Origin of the sequence: Isoptericola sp. NPDC056573 (assembly GCF_042793335.1) — a bacterium.
Lineage (GTDB): Bacteria > Actinomycetota > Actinomycetes > Actinomycetales > Cellulomonadaceae > Isoptericola.
This window is the reverse complement of sequence record NZ_JBHTUY010000009.1, coordinates 191,410-215,759: the sequence shown is the minus strand read 5'-3', so window position 1 is coordinate 215,759 and position 24,350 is coordinate 191,410. Positions and strand designations below refer to the sequence as shown.

Here is a 24,350-nt window from a genome sequence, read left to right as displayed (position 1 = left end):
CCGGCCCACCGTCTACCTCGTGGCCCGCGACGACGCGGGCCACGGACCGGGCACCGGTCCGTCAGCCTGAGGGAAGGACCGTCGGACATGACCGACACCCCCAAGCACCGCCGTCGACGGCTCGCCGGCGCCGTCGCCGTCGCGACCGTGGCCGCCGGGCTCCTCGTCGGGGTCACGACCACCGCCGCCGCCGCGGCACCCGCCGCCGGCACCTACCAGCTCACCGTCGCCCGCAGCGGACACTGCCTCGACGTCGTCGCCGGCTCCAAGGACAACAGCGCCCAGCTGCAGCAGTGGGGCTGCAGCGGCGCCACCTGGCAGCAGTTCCGCCTCGAGCCCGTCGCCGGTGGCACCTACCAGCTGCGCAACATCAACAGCGACCGCTGCCTCGACGTGCCCAGCGGCACCGACGTCGTCGGCACCCGCATCCAGCAGTGGAGCTGCAAGCCCGCCCAGACCAACCAGCAGTGGACCCTCACCGCCTCGCGCGACGGGTCCTACCTCGTCGCCAACGTCGACAACGGCCTCTGCCTCAGCATCCAGGGCGCGTCCACCGCCAGCGGCGCGGCCGTGATCCAGGAGGGTTGCACCCACAACACCAACAAGCAGTGGACGTTCGCCGCCGCCGGCGGCGGCTCGACGGAGGACGCCACCGTCGCCGCCGACGGCTCGGGGCAGTACCGCACGGTGCAGGAGGCGGTCGACGCGGTCCCCGCGAACGCGACGTCCCGCCAGCGCATCACCGTCGCCCCGGGCACCTACCGCGGCAAGGTCGTCATCGACAAGGACAAGCCCTTCGTGGACCTCGTCGGGCTCGGTGACGACCCGGACGACGTCGTGATCGTCGACGGCGTCAGCGCCGGGGAGGGTGGCAGCCACCGGGGCAGCGCCACGGTGGTGGTGGAGGGCGCGAACTTCAGCGCCGACAACCTCACCGTGTCGAACGACCACGACGAGTCCGAGCCAGGCGACGGCGACCAGGCCCTGGCGCTCTACCTCAACGCCGACCGGATCCTGCTCGACGACCTGCGCCTCCTGGGCGACCAGGACACCCTGCTGATCAACGACGCCGCCCGCGCCTACGTGACCGACACGTACGTCGAGGGCACGGTCGACTTCATCTACGGCGGCGGCATCGCCGTGTTCCACCGCAGCACGATCCACGAGAAGCGCACCACCGGCGGCCCCATCACGGCGGCGAGCACCCCCGCGGAGCGCAAGTACGGGTTCCTCTTCTACCAGTCCCGCATCACGGGGGCGACGAACGGCACGACCCAGCTCGGGCGGCCGTGGCGTCAGGGCGCCCAGGTGCTGTACCGCGAGTCGGACCTGTCCGCGACCGTCAAGACGTCCCAGCCGTGGACCGACATGTCGGGCAGCACCTGGCAGAACGCCCGGTTCCTCGAGTACCGGAACACCGGCGCCGGGGCCGGGGTCAACAGCAACCGGCCCCAGCTCTCGGACTCCCAGGCCGCGGAGTACACCCCGCAGAAGTACCTCGCGGGTTCCGACGGCTGGAACCCGGTGGGCCAGCCATGACGACAACCCCTGTACGCCCTGAGAAAGGACCATCGACCATGTCCGACCCCTCGCACCGCCGCGGACGGCGTCTCCTGGCCGCCGTCACCACCGCCGCCGTCCTGGCCACCGGCCTCGCCGTCGGCACCACCACCACGGCCGCCGCGGCACCTGCCGCCGGCACCTACCAGCTCTCCGTCGCCCGCAGCGGAAAGTGTCTCGACGTCGTCGCCGGCTCCAAGGACAACAGCGCCCAGCTGCAGCAGTGGGGCTGCAGCGGCGCCACCTGGCAACAGTTCCGCCTCGAGCCCGTCAGCTCCACCACCTACCAGCTGCGCAACATCAACAGCGACCGCTGCCTCGACGTACCCAGCGGCACCGACGTCGTCGGCACCCGCATCCAGCAATGGAGCTGCAAACCCGCCCAGACCAACCAGCAGTGGACCCTCACCGCCTCGCGCGACGGCTCCTACCTCGTCGCGAACGCCGCCAACGGGCTCTGCCTCAGCATCGCGGGCGCGTCCACCGCCGACGGCGCCGCGCTCGTCCAGGAAGGCTGCACCCACAACACCAACAAGCAGGTCTCCTTCACCCCCGCGGGCTCGGGGGGCGGCTGGTCGGCGACCGCCGACGGCTTCGCCTCGACCGACGGCGGCACCACCGGCGGCGCCGGCGGCACGGCGGTGACCGTCACGACGCAGGCCGACCTGGAGAAGTACGTGACGGCCTCGGGCCGGTACGTCATCACCGTGGCCGCGCCGATCACGATCTCGCCGAAGGGCAAGGAGCTCAAGGTCGCGTCGGACAAGACGATCGTCGGCAAGGGCACGTCGGGCGAGATCGTCGGCGGGGGCTTCTTCCTCGGTGACACCACCAGCAACGTCATCCTCCGCAACCTCACCATCCGGGACACGCGGATGACCGAGGACGACCCGGACGACAAGGAGTTCGACTACGACGCCATCCAGATGGACGGCGCCGACCACGTCTGGATCGACCACAACCGGCTCACGCGGATGAACGACGGCCTCATCGACTCCCGCAAGGACACCACGAACCTCACCGTGTCGTGGAACGTCCTCGAGGAGAACAACAAGGCCTTCGGCATCGGCTGGACGGAGAACGTCTCGGCGAAGATCACGATCCACCACAACTGGATCCGCGCCACGAACCAGCGCAACCCCAGCACCGACAACGTGGCCTACGCCCACCTCTACAACAACTACCTGCAGGACGTCGCCAGCTACGGCAACTACGCCCGCGGCGGCACGAGGATGGTGCTGCAGAACAGCTACTTCGAGCGGGTGAAGGACCCGTACTACCGCGACGACACCGCCGCGCTGGCCCAGTCCGGCAGCATCGTCGTCGACTCCACCGGCCAGAAGGAGAGCGGCGGGACCGCCTTCGACCCCGCGTCGTTCTACCCGTACACGCTCGACCCGGCGGCCGACGTGCCGTCGGTCGTGCGGGCGGGCGCCGGCCCGCAGGCCTCCATCGGCTGACCCCGCCCCGCCGAGGTAGTGCGTGACGTGCCGAGGTAGTTCGTGACACGGAGTCACGAACTACCTCGGCAGGCTCGGAACTACCTCGGCGGGCCTCGAGCTACCTCGGCGTGACGCTGAGGCCGGAGGCGTCCGGGTCGAGGTCCACGACGACGGTGCCGCCGTCGGACACGGCGCCGGACAGCAGCTCCTTGGCGAGCCGGTCGCCGATCTCGCGCTGCACCAGGCGGCGCAGCGGGCGGGCGCCGTACGCCGGGTCGAAGCCCTCCAGCGCCAGCCACTCGCGCGCGGCGGGCGTGACGTCCACCGTGATGCGCCGGTCTGCCAGGCGCTTCGCGAACGCCGCGACCTGGAGGTCGACGATCTCGCCCAGCTCCTCGACGTTCAGCGCGTCGAAGATCACCACGTCGTCGAGCCGGTTGAGGAACTCCGGCTTGAACGACGCGCGCACGGCCGCCATCACCGCCTCGCGACGGGCGGCGTCGTCCAGGGCCGGGTCCACGAGGAACTGCGAGCCCAGGTTCGACGTCAGCACCAGGATGACGTTGCGGAAGTCGACCGTGCGGCCCTGGCCGTCGGTGAGGCGCCCGTCGTCGAGCACCTGGAGCAGGATGTCGAAGACCTCGGGGTGCGCCTTCTCCACCTCGTCCAGCAGGACGACGGAGTAGGGGCGCCGCCGCACGGCCTCGGTGAGCTGGCCGCCCTCCTCGTAGCCGACGTACCCCGGAGGGGCGCCGACCAGCCGCGACACGGAGTGCTTCTCCGAGTACTCGGACATGTCGATGCGCACCATGGCGCGCTCGTCGTCGAACAGGAAGTCCGCGAGCGACTTGGCGAGCTCCGTCTTGCCGACGCCGGTCGGGCCGAGGAAGAGGAACGACCCGGTCGGACGGTCGGGGTCGGCCACGCCGGCCCGCGAGCGCCGCACGGCGTCGGACACCGCGCGGACGGCGGCCGTCTGGCCGATGAGCCGCTCGCCGATGACGTCCTCCATGTGCAGGAGCTTCTCGGACTCGCCCTGCAGCAGGCGCCCGGCGGGGATGCCCGTCCAGGCGGAAACGACCTCGGCGATCTCGTCGGAGCCCACCTTGTCGGCGATCATCGGCGCCTCGTGAGCCTGGGCCTCGTCCGCCTCCTGGGACGCCTCGGCCCGCTCGGCCTCCGCGAGCTCGCGCTCGACCTGCGGGATCTCCCCGTACAGGAGGCGGGCGGCGGACTCGAGGTCGCCCTCGCGCTGCAGCCGGTCGGACTCGGTGCGCAGCTCGTCGATGCGGGCGCGCAGGTCGCCGACGCGGTTGTGGCCGGCCTTCTCCGACTCCCACCGCGCGGTGAGCGCGGCGAGCTGCTCGCGGGTGTCCGCGAGGTCGGCGCGCAGGCGCTCCAGGCGCTCGGTGGAGGCGGCGTCGTCGGACTCCTTGAGCACGACCTCCTCCATCTCGAGGCGCGTGACGGCGCGCTGCAGCTCGTCGATCTCGACGGGCGAGGAGTCCATCTCCATGCGCAGCCGCGACGCCGCCTCGTCGACGAGGTCGATCGCCTTGTCGGGGAGCTGCCGGCCGGTGATGTACCGGTCGGACAGCGCGGCCGCGGCGACGAGCGCGGAGTCCGCGATCGTCACCTTGTGGTGCGCCTCGTACCGCTCCTTGAGCCCGCGCAGGATCGCGACGGTGTCCTCCACGGACGGCTCGCCGACGAACACCTGCTGGAACCGGCGCTCGAGGGCCGGGTCCTTCTCGATGTGCTCGCGGTACTCGTCGAGGGTCGTGGCCCCGACCAGGCGCAGCTCGCCGCGGGCGAGCATGGGCTTGAGCATGTTGCCCGCATCCATGGCGCCCTCGCCGCCGGCGCCCGCGCCGACGACGGTGTGCAGCTCGTCGATGAAGGTGACGACCTCGCCGTCCGACGCGGTGATCTCCTCGAGCACGGCCTTGAGGCGCTCCTCGAACTCACCCCGGTACTTGGCGCCCGCGACCATGCCCGCCAGGTCGAGCGCGACGAGGCGCTTGCCCTGCAGGGACGTCGGGACGTCGCCCGCGACGATGCGCTGCGCCAGGCCCTCGACGACGGCCGTCTTGCCGACGCCGGGCTCGCCGATGAGGACGGGGTTGTTCTTGGTGCGGCGGCTGAGCACCTGCACGACGCGCCGAATCTCGGAGTCGCGGCCGATGACCGGGTCGAGCTTGCCGTCGCGGGCGCGCTGCGTGAGGTCGCTGGCGTACTGCTCCAGCGCCTTGTACGTGCCCTCGGGGTTGGGGCTGGTGACGCGGGACGAGCCGCGGACGGCGGGCAGCGCCGCGCGCAGGGCGTCGGCGGTCGCGCCCGCCTCGGTCAGCGCCTGGGCGGCGGCGGACTGCCCGGCGGCGAGCGCGATGAGCAGGTGCTCGGTCGAGACGTACTCGTCGCCGAGCGCCTCGGCCTCCTTGCCCGCGTTCTCCAGCACGGCGCTCATCGCGCGCGACGGCGCGGGCTGCGCGACGGCGGAGCCGCTCGCCTGCGGCAGGGCGACGAGGGCCGCGCGGGCGCGCTGGCCGATCTGCTGGGCGTTCGCGCCGACGGCGTCGAGCAGGCCGACGGCGACGCCGCCGCTCTGCTGGAGCAGCGCCTGGAGCAGGTGCACCGGCTCGAGCTGGGGGTTGCCCGCGGCCGACGCCGACTGGACGGCGTCGCCGAGCGCCTGCTGCGACATGGTCGTGAGCTTGATGTCCATGGGACCTCCGGGATGACGTGCGGTGATACGGGTCAGACTCCTGTCGGGGGAACGCCGCCAAAGTTGAGTCTATTCCGCTCAACTTTGAGCGCAAGGCGCCCGGGGTGCCGGGTGGCTCCCCGGCGGCCGCTGCGGGATGCTGGGCCGGTGACCACTCCAGCCCGCGGCCCCGTGCGCCGCCTCCGCACCGCGATCGCGGCGGCCCTGGCCGCCGTCGGCCTCCTCGCCCTCGCCGGGTGCATGAAGGTCGACATGGACATGACGCTGTCGGAGGACGACACCGTCTCCGGCTCGATCGTCATGGCCGTCTCGAACAGCCTCGCCGAGACCATGGGGATGGAGCCCGGCGAGCTGTGGAAGCAGGCCGGCGGCGAGCTCTCCCAGAACCTGCCCGAGGGCACGTCCCAGGAGCCGTACTCCGACGACGAGTACACCGGGACCAGGTACACCTTCACCGACGCCCCGATCAGCCAGATCTCCGGCGAGGGCGGCGAGGACCTCACCATCACCCGCGACGGCGACACCTACGTCGTGGACGGCACGATGGACCTCTCCGAGGGCGCCGACCAGCTGGAGTCGCTGCCGCAGAACGTGCAGGACGCCTTCGACGTCCGCCTCGCCGTCACGTTCCCCGGGCCGGTCAGCGACGCCACGGGCACCGTCGACGGCAACACCGTCACCTGGACGCCGAAGGTCGGCGAGAACACCGAGATCCACGCGGTCGGCTCGGCCACCGCCGGCAGCAGCTTCCCGTGGTGGATCGTCGGCCTCGTCGTCGGGCTGGTCGTCATCGGCCTCGTCGTGTGGTTCGTCGTGCGGAACAACCGCCGTCCCGCTACGTCGACGGTCACGGGCACCGCGACGGGCGACGCCGCGTTCGCCGCGCAGGCCGCCCCCGGGGCCGTGCCGGCCGCCGGCCCGACGCCGGAGGAGCAGGTCTTCGGCACGCCCGCGGCCCCGCCCGCCGAGCCGACCACCGGCCCGGTCGCCGAGCCGCTCGAGCCGGAGGCCGCGCCCGAGACCGCCCCGCCCGCCGGCCCCACGACCGGCCCCGTCGCCGAGCCGCTGGAGCCCGGCCGCCCGGGCGAGGAGGACACGGTCCGGCAGGAGCCCGCCGGCGGCGCCACCGAGCCCGACGTCGAGCCCGACGTCACGGGCACGCCCGAGGACCGCCCCGGCGACGAGGACCGTCCGTCCGGTCCCGCGCAGGGTGCCTGAGGCGCCGGCCGCGCCGCTCCCCGGACCCGGGGCGTGGCGCGAGGACGTCCTCGGCCCGGAGTTCCGGGCGCGCACGCTGCCGCTGCCCGGTGGCGCGGAGGCCGTGCTGGTGCGGCACGTGCCGTCCACGCCTGCTGACGACGGCACGCCGGGACCTCGCGGCGCCGTCGCGCGCACGGCGGTGCTGTACGTCCACGGGTTCGCGGACTACTTCTTCCACCCGCACCTCGCGGCGGCCGTCGCCGGGCGCGGGCTCGCGTTCTACGCCGTCGACCTGCGCGGGCACGGGCGCGCCTGGGACGCCCAGGTGTCCGCCGGCGGCGACCCGAACCAGGTGCGCGACATCGCCGTGTACGCGCAGGACCTCGACGCCGCGGCTGCCGTCGTCCGGGCCGCGGGGCACGAGCGGCTCGTGCTGCTCGGCCACTCCACGGGCGGGCTGGTGGCCCCGCTGTGGGCCGCGGCCCGGCCGGGCCGGGCGGACGCCCTGGTGCTCAACAGCCCCTGGGTCCAGCTCAACAAGCCCCGCCCGGTGCGGGTGGCCGCCACCGCGCTCGTCGAGGCCCTCGGCGTCGTCGCGCCGCGCGCCGTCGTGAACCACCTCGACGACGGCTACGCGCGGGCCCTGCACCGTGCCCACGGCGGCGAGTGGGACTTCGACGCGGCGTGGAAGCCGCACGAGCCGTTCGCCGTCCGCGCCGCCTGGCTGCGGTCGGTGCTGCGCGCGCAGCGCCGCCTCGCGCGCGGCCTGGGGCTCCGGATCCCGGTGCTGGTGCTGACCTCCGACCGGTCCACCACGGACCAGCACCTCACCACGGACACCGTGCTCGACGTCGCGCACATGCGCGAACGGGCGCGGCGGCTCGGGGGCGACGTCACCGTGCGTACGGTCGCGGGCGGCACCCACGACCTGGCCCTGTCACCGCGGCCCGCCCGCGACGCCTACCTCGCCGCCGTCCTCGACTGGATCGAGGCTCTCCCCTAGCGCCCACGGTCGTGTCCGATTCCCGCTAGCACCTGGTCGGTGGGGCGCGTGAGGATGGGGACATGACGACGACAGCCCGCCCCGACGCACGGGAGTTCGAGGAGCGCTACCGCGCCATCGCCGCGCGCGACACCCGGTTCGACGGGCAGTTCTTCACGGCGGTGCGGTCCACCGGCATCTACTGCCGCCCCTCCTGCCCGGCGCGCACGCCCAAGCCGGAGAACGTCACCTTCTACCTCACCTCGGCGGCGGCGCACGAGGCGGGCTACCGCGCCTGCAAGCGGTGCCTGCCCGAGGCCGCGCCCGGCACGCCCGCCTGGGACCTGCGGCACGACCTCGCCGGTCGCGCGATGCGCCTGATCGCCGACGGCGTGGTGGACCGCGAGGGCACGGACGGGCTCGCGTCCCGCCTCGGGTACAGCGCGCGGCACGTGCACCGCCTGCTCGCCGCAGAGCTCGGCGCCGGCCCGCTCGCCCTGGCCCGCGCGCAGCGCGCGCAGACCGCGCGCAGCCTCGTCGTCGGCACCGACCTGCCGCTCGCGGACGTCGCCTTCGCGGCCGGGTTCGGCTCGATCCGGCAGTTCAACGACACGATGACCGAGGTCTTCGCCGTCGCGCCGAGCGAGCTGCGCGCGCGCAGCCGCCGCCGGGCCCGCCCCGACCACCCCTTCCGGCAGGCGACGGACGGCGGTCACGGCGCCGACGTCGCGCGGGTCCGCCTCGACCTGGAGCTGCCGGTGCGCGAGCCGTTCGACGCCCGCGGGGTCGTCGCCTTCCTCGCGGCGCGCGCCGTCGACGGCGTGGAGGTCGCGGACCTCGACGGCGACGACGTCCGGTACGCCCGCACGCTGCGGCTCCCCCACGGGCCGGGCGCGGCGGAGGTCCTGGCGGGGCCGGGCGTCGGGCCCGGCCGGGTCGCCGTGCGCCTGGAGCTCGCGTCCGCCGCCGACGTCTCGGTGGCCGTCGCCCGCCTGCGCCGGCTGCTCGACCTGGACGCCGACCCGGCGGCCGTCGACACCGCCCTCGCCGACGACCCCGCGCTGGCCCCGCTCGTCGCCCGCACGCCCGGTCTGCGGCTGCCCGGCACGGTGGACCCGCACGAGATCGTGGTGCGCGCCATCGTCGGCCAGCAGATCAGCGTGGCCGCCGCGCGCACGCACCTGGGCCGGCTGGCGGCCGGCGCCGGCACCCCGTACGACTCCGCGGTGCCGGGGCTCACGCGCCTGTTCCCGACGGCCGCGCAGGTCGCGGCCGCGGCGGCGGACCACCTGCGCCTGCCCGCCCGGTCGGTCGCGACGGTCGTCGACACCGCCCGCGCCCTCGACGACGGCACCCTCGCCGTCGGGGTGGGCGACGACGGCGAGGCCCTGCGCGCTGCGCTCGTCGCGCGGCGCGGGATCGGGCCGTGGACCGCCGCCTACGTGGCGATGCGCGTGCTGCGCGACCCGGACTCCTGGCTCGACGGCGACGTCGCGCTCCTCGCGGGCGCTGCCGCGGCCGGCGTCGACCTCGGCCTGCCCGACGACGCCCCGCGCACGGCGCGCTCGCGCGCCCTGGCCGCCCGGGCCGAGCGGTGGGCGCCGTGGCGCTCGTACGCCGCCCTGCACCTGTGGCGCGCCGCCCTGCCGCCGAGCATGCGGTAGCGCACCTTCTCAGCCGTCAGTCCGAGCGCAGCCGCATGCGCGGCACCCACCCCAGACCCCGGAGGTTCCGATGACCGCCACGACCACCGTCCCCACCGCCCGCACCACCACCCTGAGCACCCCCGACGGCCCGTTCACCGTCGTCGTCGACCCGGACGGCACGGTCCTCGCGTCGGGCTGGACGACGGACGCCGACTCCCTGGTCGGCCTCGTCCACCCCGACGTCCGGCCCACGGCCACCACGACCGTGCCCGACGACGACCCCGCGGTGGCCGGCGCCGTCGCGGCGGTGCGCGCCTACTACGCCGGCGACGTGCACGCGATCGACGCCGTCCCCGTCCGCCAGGTCTCCGGCCCGTACCGCGCGCACGCGTGGGACGTGCTGCGCACCGTCGACGCCGGCGACCCCGTCACCTACACGCGGTACGCGGAGCTGTCCGGCCGTCCCGCCGCGGTCCGCGCGGCCGCGGGCGCGTGCGCGATGAACGCCGCCGCCCTGTTCGTGCCGTGCCACCGGGTGCTGCGCACCGACGGCAGCCTGGGCGGCTTCCGGTACGGCCTGGACGTCAAGCGCAGCCTGCTCGCCCACGAGGCGCGGCACGCGGGCTGATCCCGGGGCCGGGGCCGGTCAGAGCGAGGGCTCCTCGGGCGTGGACACGGTGAACACCGCACCGGCGATGACGGGCACCCGCGTCGCCGCCCGCTCCAGGTCGTCCAGGCGCCGCGCGACCGTCTCCTCCGGCTCGTTGCCGCTGAGGTCGACGCTGGCCACGAGGTACAGCGACCTCGGCCCCACGTACTCGAGCCGCAGGTAGGTGACCCGCTCCACCTGCGGCATCGTCACGAGGTGCGCGAGCACGGCGGCCCGCGTCTCGGGCCGGGCGGCCTCCCCGACGAGGAACCGCCGGTTGCGGTCCACGAGCACGAGGGAGACGACGGCGAGCACGACGCCGACGACGATCGAGCCGACGGCGTCGGGCACCGGCGACCCCGTGAGCTGGTGCGCGAGCACGCCCCCGAACGCGACGACGAGGCCGACGAGGGCCGCGGCGTCCTCCGCGTAGACGGCGCGCAGCGTCGGGTCGGAGGTGACGAGCACGTGGTGCAGCACGTCGTGCTCGGCCTTCTTCGCCTCGGCGCGCGCCTGCCGGCTGGCCTGGAGGAACGAGAAGCCCTCGAGCACGAACGCGAGGCCGAGCACGGCGTACGCGACGCCGAAGTCGCTCGCGGGCTCGGGGTGCACCAGCTCCTGGATGCCGTGCGTGATGGACACGCCGGCACCGACGGCGAACAGCCCGATCGCGGCGAACATCGACCACACGTAGGCCTCGCGGCCGAAGCCGAGCGGGTGCTCGCGGTCGGCGGGACGCCGGGAGCGGCGGTCGGCGACGAGCAGGAAGATCTCGTTCCCGGTGTCCGCCCAGGAGTGCACGGCCTCCGCGAGCATGGACGCCGACCCGGTGATGGTGGCGGCCACGGACTTCGCGACGGCGACGAACGCGTTGGCGGCGAACGCGATGATCACGGTGACGGTGCTCTCGCCGCCGGCGTGCGCGTCCTGCACGACGCGCGGGCTCGCGAGGGGTTCCGGCGGCGCGGCGCCCGGCTCGGTGTCGGCCGGGCGGCTCAGCGCCTCGAACGGGTCCGGCATCGCGGAAAGGTCCGGCGCGGCGACGTGGTCGGGCTCGCGATCGGGTCCGGGCTCGGCAGGGGCCATGCGCCCGGTCTACCAGCCGTGGGTCAGTCGGGCTCGCCGAACTCGTTGGGACGCAGGTCCTCGGGGTCGACCTTGCCCGTGCGGAACCCGGCCCGGCCGACCATGTGCGCGGCGACGGGCGACGTGACGAGCTGGAACGCCACGACGAGCACGAGCATCGCGACGGCCGACCAGCTGCGCACCCGCAGCGCGAGCGCCGTGAGCAGGAGGATGAGGCCGAGCACCTGCGGCTTGGTGACGGTGTGCATGCGGGCCAGCAGGGACGGGAAGCGCACGAGGCCCAGCCCCGCGCCGAGCGTCAGGAACGCCCCGGCGAGAAGGCACACCGCGGCGACGGTGTCGGCGACCGTCGTCCACACACCCGGGTCGACGTGGGTCATCTCGGCGCACCTCCCGTGCTCTCGGCGTCGTCCTCGGCATCGATGGCGCGCGCGCCGTCCCGCTGCTCGCCCCGCGGCACGTCCGCGGCACGCGCCTGGGCGGCGACCTCCTCGGGCGTCCGCACGCGGCCCTCGTCCTCGGGCTCCTTCGCGGCGAACCGGGCCATCGTCACGGAGCCCACGAAGCCGACCATCGACAGCGCGACGAGGATCGGGATGGTCTCCGTGCGTCGCGACCAGATCGCCTCGATCGCGATGGCGCACACGAGCGTGACGGTGAGGGTGTCCAGCGCGACGGCCCGGTCGAGCATCGACGGACCCCGCTCCACCCGCACGAGCGCGAGCAGCGCGGCGACGGCCACGAGCACGGCGGCCGCGATCACGGCGGCGAGCATCATGCGTCCCCCCTCCCTCGCCCGGACGGCGGCGTCGCCGCGGCGTCGAGGGCCGCGGCGGCGTCACCGGGTGCCAGCCCGCACCGGGCCAGCACGGCGTCGCTCGCGAACGCGCGCAGCACCCGCTCCTCGAGCGCCAGCGTGTCGCGGCGCACGGCCTCCGCGCCGCCGGAGCCGTCGATGTCGAGCACGTGCAGGTAGACGACGCCGGTGCTGCGGCGCGCCTCGACGACCAGCGACCCCGGCACCAGCGACGACATCACCGCCGTGATGGTGAGGTAGGCGTCCTCGGGGTTGCGCAGCCGGACGGCGACGATGGCGCCGTGCGGCGCCGGGCCCGGCCGGACGGCCTTCCACGCCACCTCGAAGGAGGCGACGAACAGGTCGGCGACGAACCGCGCCACGAGCACGACGGCCCGCCACGGTCGCACCGTGCCCTGCATGTCGATGGCCGGCAGCGGGAACAACGTCAGCACGGCGCTCGCGATCACGGCACCCGCGATGACGTTCGCCCACGACAGGTCGCCCCACAGGAGCACCCACACGGCGGTGAGCAGCACGAGCGCGTGCCACTGCGAGCCCAGCCGGCGCAGCAGGTGGGCGGGTCGGCGCGACTGCGGGCTCATCCGTGCCCACCTCCCTGGTCCGCGTCGGCGTCGGTGTCGTCGCCCACGACGACCGACTCGCCGCGGCCGCGGTCCGCGCCGTCGGGGAAGACCGCGTCCACGTAGCTGTGGCCGTCCATCGACGCGGTGGCGGCGCGCTCCGCATAGCCGTACAGCGGGCCGGCGGCGACGGTGAGCAGCAGGCCGAACGCGACGAGCGCGCCGGTGGGCAGCACCATCCCGCGGGGCAGCGGCACGTCGGACTCGATCTCCTCCGACGGCGCCTGCCAGAACGCCTTGTTCCACGCCTTGACCACCGCGTACAGGGTGAGCAACGACGTCACGACCGACCCGACGACGAGCACCCACGCGAGCCCGGTCCCCACGGTCGCGCCCTCCGTGAGCAGGCCGACCTTGCCGAGGAACCCGGACAGCGGCGGGATGCCCGCCAGGTTGAGCGCGGGCACGAAGAACAGCACCGCGAGCCCCGGCGCGAGCTTGGCGAGCCCGCCCAGCCGGTCGAGCGACGTCGACCCGCCCCGCCACTCGACGAGCCCCACGACGAGGAACAGCGCCGTCTGGACGGAGATGTGGTGCACCACGTAGTAGATGGCCGCCGCCGTGCCCGCCTCGGTGGCGAGCGCGATGCCGAAGATCATGTAGCCGATGTGACTGACCAGGGTGAACGACAGCAGACGTTTGACGTCGTTCTGCGCGACGGCGCCCAGGATCCCGATGACCATCGTGAGCAGCGCCAGCACCATGAGCACCTGGTCCACGGTGGGGTTGTCCGGGAACAGCAGGGTCTGCGTGCGCAGGATGGAGTACACGCCCACCTTGGTGAGCAGGCCCGCGAACACGGCGGTGACCGGCGCGGGCGCCGTCGGGTAGGAGTCCGGCAGCCACGCGGACAGCGGGAAGATGGCGGCCTTGATGCCGAACGCGAGCAGCAGCAGGAGCTGCAGCGCCGTGCGCACGGTCGGGTCGATCTCCGGCAGCCGCTCGGCGAGCTGCGCCATGTTCACCGTGCCGGTCGCGCCGTAGATCAGCGCGATCGCGGTGAGGAAGAGCAGCGAGGAGACCAGCGTGACGATGATGTACACCGACCCGGCGCGGATGCGCTCGGCCGTGCCACCCAGGGTGAGCAGCACCGCGGACGACGCGAGCAGGATCTCGAACCCGACGTAGAGGTTGAACAGGTCGCCGGTGAGGAACGCGTTCGCGACGCCGGCGGCCAGGATGAGGAACGTCGGGTGGAAGATCGCGACGGGGATCATGTCGCCGCGCGTGGTGCCCGGGTCGTCCTCCCCCTCGGGCACGCCCTGCCCCAGGGAGTACAGGAGCACGCACAGCAGCATCACGAACGAGACGGTGAGCATCACCGCGGAGATGCGGTCGGCCACCAGGTCGATGCCGACCGGCACGGCCCAGCTGCCGACCTCGACGACGATCGGCCCGCCGTCCGCGGCGACGAGCAGCCCGACGGACGCGGCGAGCGCGGCGGCGAGCGCGGTGACGCTGATGATGCGCTGCACGCGGGCGTACCGGTGCAGGGCGAGCGTCAGCCCCGCCGCGAAGAGCGGCAGCATGACCGGCAGCGGCACCAGCGTGGCGGAGTCCCAGGGCATCAGGGGCGCTCCTTGTGGCCGGCGGCGCCGTGCGGGGCCCGGTGACCGTCGTCGCCGTCGCTGTCGTCGACGTCGTCGTACACGTCGGCGGCCTCCTCGTCGAGCGTCCGGTCGGGCTCGGTGTCGTCCGCGTCCTCGAACGCGGGGGCGTTGAGCGCCGCGTGCCGGGCGACGCGCCGGTCCTCGACGTCGTCCGCGACCTCGTCGTGGCCGTGCAGCTGCCACGACCGGTAGGCCATGGCCAGCACGAACGCGGTGAGCGCGAGGGTGATGACGATCGAGGTGAGCACCATCGCCTGCGCGAGCGGGTCGCTCATGCGCACGCCGTCCGGGGCGTTGCCGATGATGGGCGACGCTCCCGACCGGCCGCCCATGACGAGCAGCATGAGGTTGACGCCGTTGCCGATGAGCACGAAGCCGAGCAGCACCCGGGTGAGCGGGCGCTCCAGCAGCAGGTAGACGCCGGTGGCGAACAGCACGCCGATGGCCAGCACCAGGATGGCCGGCGGGGTGTTCTCGAGGACGACCATCAGACCTCGACCTCCTCACGTGCGGGTCGGGGGTCCTGGCGGTCGATCTCGGCGCCCAGCGTGCGCAGCAGGTCGAGCACGAGGCCGACCACGACGAGCATCACGCCGATGTCGAAGAACAGGGAGGTCACGAGGTGCACCTCCCCGAGGACGGGGATGCTCAGGTTGCGGATCGTGCTCTGCAGCACCTCCTGGCCGCCGACGAGCGTCGCGAGGCCCACGCCGGCGGAGAGGAACAGGCCGGTGCCGAGCAGCACACCGGGGTTGATCGGCGCCGCCTCGCCCAGCTCGTACCGCCCGCCCGCGAGGTACCGCACGGCGAACGCGATGCCCACCACGAGCCCCGCCGCGAAGCCGCCGCCGGGCGCGTTGTGCCCGCTGAACAGCAGGAACAGGGCGAACACGATCATGGCGTGGAAGATCACGCGGGTGACGACCTCGAACAGGACGGACCGGCGCTCCGGCTCCAGCGTGCTGCCCGCGGCGAGCCACACGCGGCGCGTGTGCGGGTCGGACCTGCTGACCTCGTCCACGCGGGACAGCCGCAGCACCTCGCCGCTGCGCTGCCGCAGGAAGATGAGCGAGGCGACGCCCGTCGCCGCGACGAGCAGCACGGAGATCTCGCCGACGGTGTCCCAGGCGCGGATGTCGACCAGGGTCACGTTGACGATGTTCTTGCCGCCGCCCCACGTGTAGGCCTCGTCGGGGAAGTGGGTGCTGATCGGCTCGGCGACGCGCACCAGCGGCGCGGCGACGGTGAACGCCATCATGACGACGCCGGTCACCACGGCCAGCGCGAGCCGCAGCCAGCGGCTGGCGGCGAGCGGCCGGTCCGTGAAGTACGGGGGCATGCGCCGCAGCACCAGCACCATGACGACCAGCGTGATCGTCTCGCACAGCACCTGCGTGAGGGCGAGGTCGGGGGCGCCGTGCAGCATGAACAGGGTCGCGTTGGCGTACCCGGCGACACCCACCAGGACGACGGCCTTGAGGCGCCGACGCGCGCGGGCGGCGAGCACGCAGGCGACGACGACGACCGCGACGACCGCCGCGTCGGCGGGCCGGTCCCACAGCACGAGCTCCGTCCGCGGATGGCCGTTGAGCAGCCCGGACGCGATGACGGTGCCCGGCGCGACGGCGAGGACCACGAGGATCACGCCGAGGTAGACGGGCAGCGAACCGCGCTGGGTGGCGGCGGTGACGTCGGCCGCGAGGTCGTCCAGCCGGCGCATGGTGCGCCGGTAGGTGACCTCGGCGGAGCGCGGGGACCACAGGAAGTCCTGGGCCTTCTCCACGCGGGCGCGCTGCCAGAAGAGGACGGCGCCGGCGAGCAGCACCAGCACGGTGAGGGCGAGGACCGGCGTGAAGCCGCCCCACAGGGTCAGGTGGCCCGGCTCGCCGCCCGGGTAGCGGTCCGCGTACGGGGCGAGCAGCCGCTCCCCGGTCGCCGGCACGAGCGCCACCGCCAGGCCGAGCACCGCGAGCACGAGGGGTGGGGTGACGAGCAGCCACGGCTGGCGGCGCACCGGCGTCGCGGGCGCGGGCTCCGCCGCGGCGTCGCGGGTCGTGGCCGGGACGCCGGCCGCGGCGACGCCCGGACGCCGCTTGGTGCCGAACGCGCCCCACGCGAACCGCAGCCCGTAGGCGACGGTGAGCGCCGACCCGACGACCACCGCGAGGAGGGCGATCCACTCGACGGCGCCGGCGCCGTGCGTGACGTCGTGCCACAGCCCCTCGAGGGCGGCCTCCTTGGCGACGTACCCGGCGAACGGCGGGAAGCCGATCATCGAGGCCGTGGCGAGCACGCCCGCGACGGCGGTGAACGGCATCGTGCGCCACAGCCCGGACAGCTTGCGCAGGTCGCGGGTGCCGGTGGCGACGTCGACCGCGCCGACGACGAGGAACAGCGCGGCCTTGAACATGGCGTGCGCCCCGAGCATCGCGAGGCCGGCGAGCGCCAGCGCCTTGCTCCCGAGCCCCAGGAGCAGCACGATCAGGCCGAGCTGGGAGACGGTGCCGAACGCGAGGACGAGCTTGAGGTCGTGCTGCCGCAGCGCCTGGTAGCCGCCCAGCAGCAGGGTGCCGCCGCCCAGGACCAGCACCAGCCAGCGCCAGACGGGCAGGTCGGCGAACGCCGGGGCGAAGCGCGCCACGAGGTAGACGCCCGCCTTGACCATGGCCGCCGCGTGCAGGTAGGCGGACACCGGCGTCGGGGCCGCCATCGCCGCGGGGAGCCAGAAGTGGAACGGGATGAGCGCGGACTTCGTGGCGGCGCCCGCGAGGAGGCACACCGCCGCCCAGGTGACCGCGGTGCCCGACGGCGGGTTCGCGACCAGCTCGGAGACCCGCCAGGAGTCGCCCACGACGCCGAGGATGATGAGCCCGACGAGCATGGCCAGGCCGCCCGCCGTCGTCACGACGATCGCCTGCATGGCCGCCCGGCGGGAGGCCTTGCGGTCCGCGTAGTGGCCGATCAGGAGGTAGGAGAAGACGGTGGTGAGCTCCCAGAACACGAACAGGAGCAGCAGGTCGTCGGCGACGACGAGGCCGACCATGGCGGCGGCGAAGGCCGTGAGCACGGCGGCGAACCGGCCGAGCCCGAGGGCGTCGCGGGCGAAGTAGGCGGAGCAGTAGAGCAGCACCAGGGCACCGACGCCGCCGACCACGAGCAGCATGAACCACGCGAGCGTGTCGAGCTGCAGGGTGATCGACAGGTGCAGCCCGGGCACCCAGGGGACCTCGGTGGTGGGGAAGTCGCCCGCGGTCACCCGGGAGGTCATCGCCAGCGCGTACGCGGCGGCGGAGGCGGGCCCGAGGGCCAGCAGCCAGAAGGCTCTCCTGCCCACCCACGCCACCAGAGCCGGCGCCGCGAGGGCCAGCAGGAAGGTGAAGAGCAGCACTGAGAGCACAGCACTCCGTCCGGTCGAGGGGCGGGGCGTCGGCTTTACTTTACCGGCATCGGGCGATGGTCCGACCCTGACGAGGTGACAGGTCGGTGTGACCTGGGTCGCTCGACCCCGGGACCGGACGCAGGGACTACAGGTCCTCGGGGGCCAGCAGGAAGTCCGCCTCGTCCGCGATCTCGCCGCCCACGGCGGCGTGGATCGCCACCGCCATCTTCCCGACGAGGTCGGCGGCGCGCCGCCGGGCGACGACGTGCGCCGCCTGCGGGAACTCCTGGTTCGCCTCGAACAGGTCCGGCGGGTCCCAGCGCACGTGGTAGCAGACGGCGCCCGAGGCGGCCCACGGCAGCTCGCGCACCAGCAGGGGCAGGGTCTCGTCGCCGATCACCTCCACGGTGACGGAGCCGTCGAGGCCGAGGTCGGTCGTCAGGCCGTAGGCGTCGAGCACCATCGGCGCCTGCAGCGCCTCGATGTCGATGTCGTCCGCGCGCTCGTGGATCGCCTTGCGCACCTCGGGGTCGAGCGGCTCCCCCGGGTACAGGGGCCGGTCCGCGATCCCGGCGGGCGGGCCCTGGTACGGCTTGCCCTCCGTCGCGAGCCGGACCCGCGGGTGCGTGGCCTGCAGCACGCGGTGCGCGGCCTGCGGGTCCAGCCAGATGTCGGAGTAGACGGTGAGGTCGACGGCCCGGTCGGGGTCGGGGGTCAGCACCACGCCCGGGCCCGTCGCGCGCCTGCCACCGTCCGCGTCGTCCCAGGTGCCCGCGACGTCGAGCCGCACCGAGCCGCCGAGGCGGCGTGCCGCCTGGAGCAGCCAGGCGACGACCCGCTCCTCCTCGCGGTTCGGCAGCGCCGCGGGGAACGCCCGCCCGAGGCCGTCCCGGTCGCCGCCGAGGCGGGCCGCGTCGTCCCAGCGCTCGCGCGGGCACACGACGTCGAAGACCATCGCGGTGCCACCGGGCAGGCCCGCGTCGACACCCTTGCCCGACGGCGCGTACGGGCCGGAGACGACGCTGTGCCGCGACAGCCGCAGCACGCCCGGCTCCCCCGGGTTCGCCATCCGGCCCACGGGGACGTCCGCGCCGGGCAGGTCCGCGGGGACCACGTCCCAGCGCGTGCCCACGAAGCGCGACATCGCGAGGACCTCGATCTCGTCGACCACGACGTCCGACGGCACACCCAGCAGGTGACGCGCCTGGTGACCCTGTGCCGCCACCTGGGGCAACGGCGGCAGGGCGGGCTGGTTCTGGGCCACTTGGCGGAGCTCCTTCCGGGACCGGGGCGCGCCGGTGCCGGCGCGGCGGGACCGAGCGTAGCGACGTCCCGCCCCGTCGCGGAACGCCCCGTCAGGCGCCCCGGTGCCGCGGCCGCGCGCGGCGCTCAGACGTCGCTCCGGTGGAACGACTGCCACGACCGGCTGGCCGTCGGCCCGCGCTGTCCCTGGTACCGCGAGCCGTACGCGTCCGAGCCGTACGGGTGCTCCGCCGGGGACGACAGGCGGAAGAAGCACATCTGGCCGATCTTCATGCCCGGCCACAGCGTGATCGGCAGCGTCGCGACGTTGCTCAGCTCCAGGGTGACGTGCCCGGAGAAGCCCGGATCGATGAACCCGGCCGTGCTGTGCGTGAGCAGACCCAGCCGGCCCAGCGACGACTTGCCCTCCAGCCGCGCGGCGACGTCGTCCGGCAGCGTGACCGACTCGAACGTGGAGCCCAGCACGAACTCGCCCGGGTGCAGCACGAACGGCTCGTCGGGTGACACCTCGACGAGCCGCGTGAGCTCGGGCTGCTCCTGCGACGGGTCGATGAACGGGTACTTGTGGTTGTCGAACAGCCGGAAGTACCGGTCGAGGCGGACGTCGATGCTGGAGGGCTGGAGCATCGCCGGGTCGTAGGGGTCGAGGACGACCCGCCCGGCGTCGAGCTCGGCCCGGATGTCGCGGTCGGAGAGCAGCACGGGGACACGGTAGTCGGGTCGGCGGGCGCGTGCCCCGTCGTCCCGATGACGGGGCACGCCGCGTCGTCGTGTACCCTGGGTGCCGCGCATGCCGCGGGATCCGACCCCGGCACTCTTCGGTACCTCGCATCGAAGCCAGGTCCGCGCGCAGACGGCAGTCCCGCCGTCCACGACGATCTCCGCCCGACGAACCGAACACCGACGTCACGCGGAGCGAGAGCAGAGCAGAGAGCATCACTTCTTCCACCATCGCCAGGCCCACGTCCGCATCCGCGGCAGAGGGCAGCACCCGACCTACCCCCGTGTGGCGCCGGGCCGACGACGACCTGTGGGTCGCGACGGTCGACGGCGAGTACGGGGGCATGATCACCCGACTCCCGGACGGCTACCACGTGCACGACCGCTTCTCGCGGCCCGTCGCCGTCGTCCCCACGCTTGCCCAGGCGACGGGGCTCCACGCCCCGTCCCGCCACGGCACCCCGCGCGCTCGCCGAGCCCGCGCCCACACCGTCCGCACCCGTCCGGGTGCGACGACCGGACCCCGGTTCGCGGGTCCGTCGCATCAACGAGAGAAGACACCATGACCACCGGAACTGTGAAGTGGTTCAACGAGGAGAAGGGGTTCGGCTTCATCGCCCCCTCCGACGGCACCGCCGACGTGTTCGCGCACTACAGCGCGATCTCGGCCAGCGGCTTCCGCACCCTCGCCGAGGGCCAGCAGGTCGAGTTCGAGGTCACCCAGGGCCCCAAGGGTCTCCAGGCCTCGGACATCCGTCCGCTCTGACGCCGCCGCCGGCACGCCGTCCGCGGCGTGCCGGCCATCGGTTCGGAGCATCACCCCCGGTTGGGTATGATCGGGGCGCGCACACCGTCAGGTGCTGCTACGCGGGTGTAGTTCAATGGTAGAACTTCAGCTTCCCAAGCTGACAGCGCGGGTTCGATTCCCGTCACCCGCTCCATCACGAGGCCCGGACCGTTCGGTCCGGGCCTTCGTCGTCCCCGGACCGAGCGCGAGGTGCCGCGCCGACGGGACGACGACGGCCGGCGCCGATACGTTCGCGGGCATGAGCCTCGCGTCCCGGCTGCTGCGCACCCGCTGGTTCGTCCGCGCCCCGATCGGGATGTTCCGTGCGGGTCTCGGCTTCCTCGCCGGGGGCCGGTTGCTGATGATGCAGCACCGCGGACGCCGCAGCGGGGAGCGGCGGTACGTCGTGCTCGAGGTCGTCGCGCGGCCGGGGCCGGACCGCGCCGTCGTCGTCGCCGGACTCGGGCCGCGGTCGCAGTGGTTCCGCAACGTGCGGGCCGACCCGCGCGTGCTCGTGTCGATCGGCACGCGGCTCGACGTCCGGTCCCGCGCCGTCGTGCTCGCCCCGGACGAGGGCGCCGCGATCCTGCGCGCGTACACCGACGCGCACCCCGGCCCGTGGGCGACGCTCGGCCCGGTCCTCGCCGAGTGGGCCGAGCCCCTCGCCCGCGAGCGGGGCGAGACGGACTGGCTCCGGGTCGTGCCGGTGGTCGAGCTGCGCCTCGGGTGAGCGCCCCGGGCGACGATTTCACCCGCCGGCCGGCCCACGTCACCCCCGCTCCGGTGGGCGGCACCGCGGGGTGGGTGCCTACGCTTCTGGGGCCGATCGCGCCCTCCCGGCGCGCATCCGGAGCCCAGGGGGAACCATGCAGGCACGCGCGATCACCGTCGTCGCCCTCGTCACCGCCGCGCTGCTCGCGGAGCCGCTCGCGGCCGTCGGCGCCCCGGCCGCGTCGGGCGCCGTTCCGAGCGCCGTCGCCCACGCCCCCGCCCAGGCCCTCCCCCAGGCCCCCGGCATCGACGACACGGTGCCGGACGACGTGGTCGACGACACGGTCCGCTGGCAGTCGTCCGTCACCCGGCCGGACCTCGCGCGTACCGCCGCCGCCCAGACGGACCGCAGGGTGCACCGGGTGGACGTCGCGGTCGCGACGCCGCGCTGGATGTCGAAGACCCGGGCGTCGCGGCTGATCCGGGACGCCGACGTCGACGCCCTGCTCGCCAAGGTGTCGACGTACTGGTCGACGCAGTCGGGCGGGCGGGTCCGGTTCGTGCGCTCCTCGGCCGTGAAGCGCGTCGAGACCGGCGACGGCCGGTGCACCACGACCGGTCGCATCCTCACGCAGGTGAAGCGCGGCGGGCGAGCGCACTACGGCGCCGACTGGATGGACTCCACGACGCGCGGCCCGGGCACGCGCGAGCACCTCGTGGTGCTCTTCCCGTACCTGCGGGGCGACTACCCCGGCGGCCCGCGCGAGTCGGAGACGTGCGGCGGCACGCTCGGGCTCGGCTCGCTGCCGAGCAAGGCGGGCCGGGACAACCCCGGCGGCTGGTCGTTCTCCCTGTTCGGCGGCCCGGGCGGCGCGACCCGCAGCTCCCGGTTCACGCACCCCCAGTACCGGACGGCGGTGTCCACGCTGGCGCACGAGCTCGGCCACAACATGGGCCTGGAGCACTCGGGCGTCGGCTGGTGCACGGGGAGCGTCCCGGACCGGACCTTCACGTCCTCCCGCTGCGGCGCGGTCGAGGGGCTCGACCCGATGGACCTCATGGGTGCCGACTTCGCCGCGGTCGGCACCGCCCCGCTGTCCGGCGCCCAGAAGAAGCGCCTCGGCGTGCTCCCGGCGTCCGACGTCGTGACCGTCACGAAGAAGGGCGGCGCCCGCACCGTCACGCTCGACGCCCGGCACCGGACCACCAGCCGCCCCACCCTGCTGCGCGCCGTCGACCCGAAGACGGGGCAGTACTACTACGTGGAGCTCCGGCGCCCGTCCGGGGCCACGTACCGGCACCTCGGCGGCATGCCGTGGCGGGCGGCGGGCAACTACACGGTCTCGTACGGCGTCACGGTGAGCCGTCTCGGGTGGCGGGGCTCGACCTGGGCCTATCCCGGCGAGCACCTGATCGTGCCGATGGGCAAGGAGTCCGCCCGGCGGTCGACCCTGCGCGAGGGGTCGTCGTTCACGACCCGCTCCGGCGCGATGCGGCTCACCGTGCGCTCCACGTCCGCCGGCGTCGCCACCGTGCGGGTGACGTTCCCCCGGACCTGAACCGCGCCGTCAGCGCCGGGTGCGCGGGCGCAGCCGCACGTCGGGCAGCACCGGCGCGCGCAGCGGCCCGCTCGCGTAGCCGTGCACCTCGCCGAACCGGCGGCCCGCGGCGCCGTCGGCGTACCGCGTCGGGGTGCCCTCGCCGGAGTCGGCGACCTGCGCCATCCAGTCCGCGCGGGCCCGCGCCACGTCGTCGTGCGTGCGCCCCACGAAGTTCCACCACATGACGACGTCCTCGGTGAACGGCTCCCCGCCGATGAGGACGGCGCGCACGGGCGAGGCGCCCGCCGTCACGACGAGCCGGTCGCGGCCGGGGGCCACGTAGCCGAGCTCGGCGGGCGGCACGACCTCGCCCTCGAGGCGGGCGTCGCCGGCGTCGACGAGCAGGGCGTGCTCGAAGCCCGGGGCGGTCCCCAGCGTGACGCTCCCGCCCGCGGGCAGGTCGAGCTGGGCGCCGACGAGCGGCGTGTACGTGCGGGCCGGGGACACGAGCCGCTCCCCCGCGACCTCGAGCTCGCCCATGAACACCTGCACGCGCGCGCCGTCCGCGGTCGCGACGGGCAGGTCGCCGTGGTGCTCGAAGTGCGGCTCGGACGTGCGGTCGGCCTCGGGCAGCACCGTCCACAGCTGGACGCCGTGCAGCCGGGGCGGGCGGCCTTCGGCGGGCGACTCCTCCGAGTGCGAGATGCCGACGCCCGCGGTCATGAGGTTGAGCTCCCCGGGCCGCACCGTCTGCAGGGACCCCACCGAGTCGCGGTGCAGGATCTCGCCCGCGAACAGCCACGAGACGGTCTGCAGCCCGATGTGCGGGTGCGGCGGCACCTGCATCCCCGCCGACGTCGACACGTCGTCCGGCCCGTAGTGGTCGCAGAAGCACCAGGCACCCACGAGGGACCGCTGCCGCTGCGGGATGGTGCGCCGCACGTTCATCGCGCGGGGACCGCCGAGGGGGACGTCGCGGGCGGTCAGCAGCTCGACGCCGGCCGGGCGGTCGCCGGCGGTGCAGGTGCGCTCGGCGGGACGCGTCTCGAGGTTGCTCATGGCCCGAGCGTAGGCCGCGCGGTGCGGCCGGCGAACCCAGGACCCGGGAAATGCCGAGGCCCCCCGGGGCGGCCGGGGGGCCTCGGAGAGAACCGCGTACCCCTGATCGACGGTCCCGGGGACCAGGGGTGCCGTGGCGACGTCACGACCCCGACCGCTCGCCGTGTCCCGTCGAGGCCTGGTGCGTCGTCGCCTCTGCAGAACCCGTTCTCCACGAACAGCCGGACGCGGGTGGTCTTCCGGCCCCGTACAGGCACCTGTGTCGTCACCCACAACCCGCACCGCGGTACGGGACGGCCCGTCGTTCTCCGGTCGACCGTGTCCCGTGGAGCGGGCAGGCGGCCGCCCTCTCGGGTGATCGTCGACCCGATCTCCGCAAGACCGGTACGCACGTTTCTAGACCTGCTACGGGTGCGGTGCAAGGGGTGCGGAGCAGGTTTTCCGGGTGGATCCTCCGGCCACAGGCTCGTCCACAGGGCGACCCGCGGAATCCCCACGTCACCCACAGCCCTGTGGAAGAAATTTGTGGACGACGCGCCGGGCGCGACAC

The 24,350-nt window shown here is 74.2% G+C and carries 20 protein-coding genes and 1 tRNA gene; 10 read left to right on the top strand and 11 right to left on the bottom strand.

Annotation, left to right across the window (positions count from 1 at the left end; all coding sequences use genetic code 11):
* Nucleotides 1-87 precede the first annotated feature (87 nt).
* Complete coding sequence (locus tag ACFQ8E_RS16720; RefSeq protein WP_430551692.1) at nucleotides 88-1,539, top strand: pectinesterase family protein; 1,452 nt, start codon at nucleotides 88-90, stop codon at nucleotides 1,537-1,539.
* Between the two features lie 38 nt (nucleotides 1,540-1,577).
* Nucleotides 1,578-3,020, top strand: a complete 1,443-nt coding sequence (locus ACFQ8E_RS16715; protein WP_430551691.1) for an RICIN domain-containing protein — start codon at nucleotides 1,578-1,580, stop codon at nucleotides 3,018-3,020.
* Nucleotides 3,021-3,120: 100 nt separating this feature from the next.
* Here ACFQ8E_RS16715 and clpB read toward each other — a convergent pair whose 3' ends face one another.
* Entirely contained in the window at nucleotides 3,121-5,727 is a 2,607-nt protein-coding gene (gene clpB / locus ACFQ8E_RS16710) for an ATP-dependent chaperone ClpB (RefSeq protein ID WP_430551690.1), read from the bottom strand.
* 147 nt (nucleotides 5,728-5,874) lie between these two features.
* Here clpB and ACFQ8E_RS16705 point away from each other — a divergent pair, with 147 nt between their 5' ends.
* The 4 genes from ACFQ8E_RS16705 to ACFQ8E_RS16690 all read left to right on the top strand — a co-directional run bounded on the left by ACFQ8E_RS16705 (nucleotide 5,875) and on the right by ACFQ8E_RS16690 (nucleotide 10,183).
* Nucleotides 5,875-6,945 (top strand): LppM family (lipo)protein, encoded by a 1,071-nt coding sequence (locus tag ACFQ8E_RS16705; RefSeq protein ID WP_430551689.1) that lies wholly within the window; start codon nucleotides 5,875-5,877, stop codon nucleotides 6,943-6,945.
* A complete protein-coding gene (locus ACFQ8E_RS16700) occupies nucleotides 6,938-7,930 on the top strand; it encodes an alpha/beta hydrolase (RefSeq protein WP_430551688.1) in 993 nt (330 codons plus the stop codon). The genes ACFQ8E_RS16705 and ACFQ8E_RS16700 overlap by 8 nt, the downstream gene beginning before the upstream one ends.
* Before the next feature lie 62 nt (nucleotides 7,931-7,992).
* The gene (locus tag ACFQ8E_RS16695; RefSeq protein WP_430551687.1) at nucleotides 7,993-9,573 is read left to right on the top strand and encodes a DNA-3-methyladenine glycosylase 2 family protein; all 1,581 of its coding nucleotides are present in this window, start codon (nucleotides 7,993-7,995) and stop codon (nucleotides 9,571-9,573) included.
* Between the two features lie 70 nt (nucleotides 9,574-9,643).
* Nucleotides 9,644-10,183: a methylated-DNA--[protein]-cysteine S-methyltransferase gene (locus ACFQ8E_RS16690; RefSeq protein ID WP_430551686.1), complete on the top strand. Its 540-nt coding sequence runs from the start codon at nucleotides 9,644-9,646 to the stop codon at nucleotides 10,181-10,183.
* 18 nt (nucleotides 10,184-10,201) lie between these two features.
* Here the strand turns inward: ACFQ8E_RS16690 and ACFQ8E_RS16685 are convergent, their stop codons facing one another.
* The 9 genes from ACFQ8E_RS16685 to dcd all read right to left on the bottom strand — a co-directional run bounded on the left by ACFQ8E_RS16685 (nucleotide 10,202) and on the right by dcd (nucleotide 19,684).
* Nucleotides 10,202-11,224, bottom strand: coding sequence for a cation diffusion facilitator family transporter (locus ACFQ8E_RS16685; protein ID WP_430551685.1), 1,023 nt, complete (start codon nucleotides 11,222-11,224; stop codon nucleotides 10,202-10,204).
* Nucleotides 11,225-11,313: 89 nt separating this feature from the next.
* Nucleotides 11,314-11,670 (bottom strand): monovalent cation/H(+) antiporter subunit G, encoded by a 357-nt coding sequence (gene mnhG / locus ACFQ8E_RS16680; protein WP_430551684.1) that lies wholly within the window; start codon nucleotides 11,668-11,670, stop codon nucleotides 11,314-11,316.
* A complete protein-coding gene (locus ACFQ8E_RS16675; RefSeq protein WP_430551683.1) occupies nucleotides 11,667-12,068 on the bottom strand; it encodes a monovalent cation/H+ antiporter complex subunit F in 402 nt (133 codons plus the stop codon). The genes mnhG and ACFQ8E_RS16675 overlap by 4 nt, the downstream gene beginning before the upstream one ends.
* Nucleotides 12,065-12,691 (bottom strand): Na+/H+ antiporter subunit E, encoded by a 627-nt coding sequence (locus ACFQ8E_RS16670; RefSeq protein ID WP_430551682.1) that lies wholly within the window; start codon nucleotides 12,689-12,691, stop codon nucleotides 12,065-12,067. Before ACFQ8E_RS16670 ends, ACFQ8E_RS16675 begins: the two co-directional genes overlap by 4 nt.
* The gene (locus ACFQ8E_RS16665) at nucleotides 12,688-14,298 is read right to left on the bottom strand and encodes a Na+/H+ antiporter subunit D (protein WP_430551681.1); all 1,611 of its coding nucleotides are present in this window, start codon (nucleotides 14,296-14,298) and stop codon (nucleotides 12,688-12,690) included. The genes ACFQ8E_RS16670 and ACFQ8E_RS16665 overlap by 4 nt, the downstream gene beginning before the upstream one ends.
* A complete protein-coding gene (locus ACFQ8E_RS16660; protein ID WP_430551680.1) occupies nucleotides 14,298-14,828 on the bottom strand; it encodes a Na(+)/H(+) antiporter subunit C in 531 nt (176 codons plus the stop codon). Before ACFQ8E_RS16660 ends, ACFQ8E_RS16665 begins: the two co-directional genes overlap by 1 nt.
* Nucleotides 14,828-17,737 (bottom strand): Na+/H+ antiporter subunit A, encoded by a 2,910-nt coding sequence (locus tag ACFQ8E_RS16655; protein WP_430551679.1) that lies wholly within the window; start codon nucleotides 17,735-17,737, stop codon nucleotides 14,828-14,830. The genes ACFQ8E_RS16660 and ACFQ8E_RS16655 overlap by 1 nt, the downstream gene beginning before the upstream one ends.
* A 127-nt stretch (nucleotides 17,738-17,864) precedes the next feature.
* Nucleotides 17,865-18,983 (bottom strand): hypothetical protein, encoded by a 1,119-nt coding sequence (locus ACFQ8E_RS16650; protein ID WP_430551678.1) that lies wholly within the window; start codon nucleotides 18,981-18,983, stop codon nucleotides 17,865-17,867.
* Nucleotides 18,984-19,108: 125 nt separating this feature from the next.
* Nucleotides 19,109-19,684: a dCTP deaminase gene (gene dcd / locus ACFQ8E_RS16645; protein ID WP_430551677.1), complete on the bottom strand. Its 576-nt coding sequence runs from the start codon at nucleotides 19,682-19,684 to the stop codon at nucleotides 19,109-19,111.
* A 580-nt stretch (nucleotides 19,685-20,264) separates the two neighbouring features.
* Here dcd and ACFQ8E_RS16640 point away from each other — a divergent pair.
* From ACFQ8E_RS16640 to ACFQ8E_RS16625, 4 genes are all read left to right on the top strand, one after another.
* The gene (locus ACFQ8E_RS16640; RefSeq protein WP_430551676.1) at nucleotides 20,265-20,468 is read left to right on the top strand and encodes a cold-shock protein; all 204 of its coding nucleotides are present in this window, start codon (nucleotides 20,265-20,267) and stop codon (nucleotides 20,466-20,468) included.
* Between the two features lie 101 nt (nucleotides 20,469-20,569).
* Nucleotides 20,570-20,643: transfer RNA gene (locus ACFQ8E_RS16635), tRNA-Gly, on the top strand.
* A gap of 105 nt (nucleotides 20,644-20,748) precedes the next feature.
* Entirely contained in the window at nucleotides 20,749-21,219 is a 471-nt protein-coding gene (locus ACFQ8E_RS16630; RefSeq protein ID WP_430551675.1) for a nitroreductase family deazaflavin-dependent oxidoreductase, read from the top strand.
* 136 nt (nucleotides 21,220-21,355) lie between these two features.
* Nucleotides 21,356-22,759: a hypothetical protein gene (locus ACFQ8E_RS16625; RefSeq protein WP_430551674.1), complete on the top strand. Its 1,404-nt coding sequence runs from the start codon at nucleotides 21,356-21,358 to the stop codon at nucleotides 22,757-22,759.
* Nucleotides 22,760-22,768: 9 nt separating this feature from the next.
* Here ACFQ8E_RS16625 and ACFQ8E_RS16620 read toward each other — a convergent pair whose 3' ends face one another.
* Nucleotides 22,769-23,800: a pirin family protein gene (locus tag ACFQ8E_RS16620; protein ID WP_430551673.1), complete on the bottom strand. Its 1,032-nt coding sequence runs from the start codon at nucleotides 23,798-23,800 to the stop codon at nucleotides 22,769-22,771.
* Between the last annotated feature and the right edge of the window lie 550 nt (nucleotides 23,801-24,350).